At 66.5% G+C, this 4,184-nt stretch carries 5 protein-coding genes; all 5 read right to left on the bottom strand.

Annotation, left to right across the window (positions count from 1 at the left end):
• Positions 1 to 33: 33 nt before the first annotated feature.
• From NFV80_RS06640 to nifE, 5 genes are read right to left on the bottom strand one after another with little or no spacing between them, the layout of a single operon-like run.
• Entirely contained in the window at positions 34 to 519 is a 486-nt protein-coding gene (locus NFV80_RS06640; protein WP_295329265.1) for a NifX-associated nitrogen fixation protein, read from the bottom strand.
• Positions 516 to 953, bottom strand: a complete 438-nt coding sequence (locus tag NFV80_RS06645; RefSeq protein ID WP_295329266.1) for a SoxR reducing system RseC family protein — start codon at positions 951 to 953, stop codon at positions 516 to 518. Before NFV80_RS06645 ends, NFV80_RS06640 begins: the two co-directional genes overlap by 4 nt.
• Positions 950 to 1,369 carry a NifB/NifX family molybdenum-iron cluster-binding protein gene (locus tag NFV80_RS06650; protein WP_295329269.1) on the bottom strand — a complete coding sequence of 140 codons (420 nt, stop codon included), beginning with the start codon at positions 1,367 to 1,369 and terminating at the stop codon, positions 950 to 952. The genes NFV80_RS06645 and NFV80_RS06650 overlap by 4 nt, the downstream gene beginning before the upstream one ends.
• 13 nt (positions 1,370 to 1,382) lie before the next feature.
• Positions 1,383 to 2,789: a nitrogenase iron-molybdenum cofactor biosynthesis protein NifN gene (nifN, locus tag NFV80_RS06655; protein WP_296758200.1), complete on the bottom strand. Its 1,407-nt coding sequence runs from the start codon at positions 2,787 to 2,789 to the stop codon at positions 1,383 to 1,385.
• On the bottom strand, positions 2,782 to 4,182 hold the full coding sequence (nifE, locus tag NFV80_RS06660) for a nitrogenase iron-molybdenum cofactor biosynthesis protein NifE (RefSeq protein WP_296758202.1): 1,401 nt from the start codon (positions 4,180 to 4,182) through the stop codon (positions 2,782 to 2,784). The genes nifN and nifE overlap by 8 nt, the downstream gene beginning before the upstream one ends.
• Positions 4,183 to 4,184: the final 2 nt, after the last annotated feature.

The raw sequence follows: 4,184 nt of genomic DNA on the forward strand, positions 1-4,184 counted from the left end.
TCCCTGATTTCGTCTTCGCTCATCTTTCTGCCCTCACATGCCCGCCACTTCCGGGAATCGGCCGATGACGCCGAGCGCTACGGCGAGGTGCTTGTCGGCTTCGCTCTTCATCTTCGACAGCGACTCGAAGCCGAAGCGATGCACATCGCGTAGCGTCCGATCCATCACCACCAGCTTGCCGACTGTGATCAGCGCACGCCCGAAGCCTTCGTGGGTGATCTGCACGAAGGGCACCGCCATCTGCCCGCATTCCTTCTCGATCAATACTGCAATCGCGTTGTGGAAAGCCTTGACGCGGGCCAGTGTCAACTCGTCGGGATCGCCAATGGTCGGCAGCGCGCGCTTCTGCTCCTTGCTCAGCACGTAGCCGGCGAGGATCGTCGGCACCGGCTTGCCGTCCCACTGGCCATAGCTGTCGAGCGCCCGCGTCTGACGCAGCATTTCCCGGATGAATTCGGTGCCATAGATTGGCGCATCTGCGGGCTCGATGGCGGATGCAAGGGCAAGACCGGCGGTCATGGGTTGTCTCCGGAAACGGACTGGCTTGGACAGGTGAGGGAAGCGGTCGGCTGCAGGCGGTCTGCGAGCAGCCGGTGGTGTAGTGGTTGGACCAGCCACAGACCGCTGGTCAGGCCGACGGCGGCACCGACCGCGGCGGCGGCGTCGCCAGCGAGAGACGACACGGCAGCGCCGAGCAGCAGCGTCAGGACCGGGAGCAGATAGCCGATCGCCACACCGAGCGCGAAGTTCGCTTGATCGAGTTCGAGCAACACCGGGTCGCCGACCGAGGTGTTCGCTGGCGCGACGATGCGGATGACTTGCCCGCCACCGTCCGCGCAGAAGGCGCGTGCCCGGCAGCCGTGACAGCTCGAAGCGACGGCAATGCGTATGGCGGCCACATCGCCGCGCACCTCGATCACCCGACCGCGGGCTTGCAGAGGGCTCGCGATCACTCGTTCCAGCCTTCGTCGAGCATGCGATCGAAGCGGGTGTCGTCGCCGTCGTGCCGGCGACTCGCCTTGTCGACCCAGCCGATGCCGCCGGCGCGGATTGCTCCACTGAGCTGCCGCAGCAGCAGGTCGATTCCCGTTTCGTCGTCGATCCGGACCGGCTGTACGCCAGCGGCCAGCAACTGCTTCACGGCCGAAGCGCCGACCGCCAGACAGTAGACCGCGGCGCAACCCGCCAGCGCCGCAACCCGTGCCGGCAGTCTGCCTTCGTTTGCTTCGACGGTGGCCGGCGGGAACTCGACGATTTCAATCAGCCGCGCCCGTTCACCGTCCAGGGCATAGACGGCAAATCCCGTGGCGGCGCCGAAGTGCTGATTCACCGTGCTGCGGTCGCTGCTGGCGAAAGCGACTCTGATCATTGCCGGCGCCTCGCTAGTGGCGGACCAGGCCAACGCCAGACGGCGCCCGCGTCGGTGCGTCGCCGTCGTCGCCGACCCGGTAGATCGATCGCTGGACAGGGATGTCATGATGGCTCCCGAGGAAGAGATTGGCGATATCGAACAAAGCCTGACGCGCGCCGCGATAGCCGACCCAGGTCCGCGCATAGCCGCCGACCCAGTCGTACTGGGGAAAACCGGCGCGCAGCAGCGGTACTTTCAGGCGTTGCGCGCTGGTTGCGGCGTGCGAGTTGGCGACGATCAGCTGGGCGCGCTGCGCCAGTGCCGCACGTTCCAGATCCTCGAGATCGCCGATGCGCACACGGGCGGCCGGCAGATCGGCGAGCACCTCGGCACGCATCGACGCCACTGCGGCGACGATCTCGCCGCCGACCCCGGTGAGGAACTGCCCCAGCGCGACCAACAGGTCGGGATCAGCGGCAATGCCGATGCGCAGGAAACCGGTCATGAAATGGGTGTCGACCATCGCGTCCTGCAGTTGCGCCCGTTGGCGCTCGATGGCGGGCGGTACCGGCTGCCCCGAGATTTCGGCCAGTGCGACGGTGAAGGCGTCACAGGCATCAAGGCCGAGAAGATGATCGAAACGGAAATCAGGAACGCCACTGCGTGCCCGCAGCAGATCGGCCGCCTTGTGCAGCGACCGACCAATGACGACGGTGGCAACAGCTCCGCCGAGCGATTCGATGGCTGCTCTTGACGTCCCTCCGAGGGTCAGTGGCGTGCTGTCCTGATCGATCAGATGGCCATCGAGCGAGTCGCCGAGGTCGGGCAGAACCACCGGCTTCAGACCGAAGGCCTCGATCCACTCCTTGATCGCTTCAATGTCTCCCGGCGTCAGCATCGACGACGCAAGGACGTTGAGCTGCCTGCTGCGGCACGCGGCCGGCTCCCGCCCGGCGCCGGCGGCGAGCAGCTTGTCGATGATCGCCTCGACGGCAAGAGCGAAGCCGGACTCCAGGCAGCCGCTGTAGTCCGGGGTATTTACCGGCACCACCGCGGTGGTCGAGAACTCCGGATGCCGACGGCGGAATTCGCGTACCAGGCGCAGCAGGTCGCAGCCCTGGGTCTCGGAAAGCCCGGTGGTCGGCAGGCCGATGATCTCCGGCCGACTCTTCTCGCAGAGCACGCGCAAGCCCTCGATGACGTTCTCGTCGGCACTCATGATGCTCGACACCTGATCCATGGCCGTCGTCTGCAGCGGGATCGGCTCGCGGAAATGGCGTACCAGGAACACCTTGCCGAAAGCTGTACAGCCCTGCGACCCGTGCAGCATCGGAATCGCCCGCCGCAGGCCGAGGAAAGCCAGGGCGGCACCGATCGGCTGACTGGCCTTGAGCGGATTCACCGCCAGTGGCTTGGCGCGCTTGAGAATTTCAGGCATGGGAGTCTCCGGCAACGGTCGACACGTCGCCCATTGCCGGCGCGGCGCGCCACGGCGCTGGCGCCCGCACCTTCTTCCACACCGGCGATTCGAGCGTCAGTGCGAGCTGGCGCACCAGCTCCAGCATGCCGCCATACCCGGCGTAGCCGAATTCCCTTTCCTGGTTGATGTCGAGGAAGGGGATGCGGGCCTTCAGGGCAGTGTACAGGTTGCGCCCGCCAGCGATCAGAATGTCCGCGTGGTAGTCCTGGTAGGCCTGCAGCAGCGCCGTCGGGCTGCCGTCAGTGATCATCTTCGTCGCTTCGCCCATGATCTCGCGGATGCGCGCCTTGTCCTCCTCGGTCGACTTCTTGGTGCCCGTGGCAACCACCGTCATGCCGAGCTCCTGCAGCGCCGACACCACCGACCAGCTCTTGACGCCACCGGTGTAGAGCAGCACCCGCTTGCCGGCCAGCCGCGCTCGCCAGGGTTCGAGGGCCGCGCGAACGGCGCGCTCCTCGCGGGCAATCATCGCTTCGGTGCGCGCCGAAAGATCGTCGTCGCCAAGCAAGCGGGCGAAGTCACGGAAGGCCTGCGAGGTGTCGCTGATGCCGTAGAAGCTGCCTTCGAAAAACGGCACGCCAAAGTCGCTTTCAAGTTTGCGCGCGACATTGAGCAGCGCCTTGGCGCAGACCACCATCGACGCTTGCGCGCGATGCATGCACTGCACCTCGTGGAAGCGTGCGTCGCCCGAGAGCGTGCACAGAATGCGCAGACCCAGTTCGTCGAAGAGCGGCGCGAGGTACCAGAACTCGCCGGCGATGTTGTATTCGCCGATGAGGTTCACGTCGTGGACCCGGATGCCCGGCCGTTGCGCGGAGGCGGCGACCGGTGCCGGTTCGCGGGTGCCGATCACGTACTTGAACATGGCCTCCCCGGCGATGCGGTTGCCCAGGTTCTTGGTGCCGTAGAAGCCGGCGCAGTCGACCGGCACCACCGGCACCCCCCAGCGCGCACTGGCCGCTCTGGCCACCGCCTCGAGATCGTCGCCGATCAACGCCGGAACGCAGGTGGAGTAGAGGAAGACGGCCTTCGGCGCGTAGTCGTCGATCGCCTGCTTGATGGCCAGGAACAGCCGCTTCTCGCCACGCCCCATGATCACGTCCTGCTCGGTGAGATCGGTGGTCATGCCGGTGCGATAGAGTGTCGGGCCCGACGAGCGCGCGCCGCGGTTGTCCCAGGAGGCGCCGGCGCAGGCGATCGGCCCGTGTACGATGTGCGCGACGTCGGCAATCGGCAGCAGCGCGATCTGCGCCCCGTCGAACGAGCAGCCGCCCGCCGTCGCGCCCGGTCTGGTGCGCGCGCAACCGGATTTCTCGTTCCTGTTGTGAGCACAGGCGGGCTCGTTCAGCAGTT

This window comes from Accumulibacter sp., from assembly GCF_023806565.1.
GTDB lineage: Bacteria > Pseudomonadota > Gammaproteobacteria > Burkholderiales > Rhodocyclaceae > Accumulibacter.

What these genes read in the sequence shown, in the direction of transcription:
- NFV80_RS06640 (WP_295329265.1), bottom strand. Translation starts at nt 519, where the DNA reads ATGACCGCCGGTCTTGCCCTTGCATCCGCCATCGAGCCCGCAGATGCG.
- NFV80_RS06650 (WP_295329269.1), bottom strand. Translation starts at nt 1,369, where the DNA reads ATGATCAGAGTCGCTTTCGCCAGCAGCGACCGCAGCACGGTGAATCAG.
- nifN (WP_296758200.1), bottom strand. Translation starts at nt 2,789, where the DNA reads ATGCCTGAAATTCTCAAGCGCGCCAAGCCACTGGCGGTGAATCCGCTC.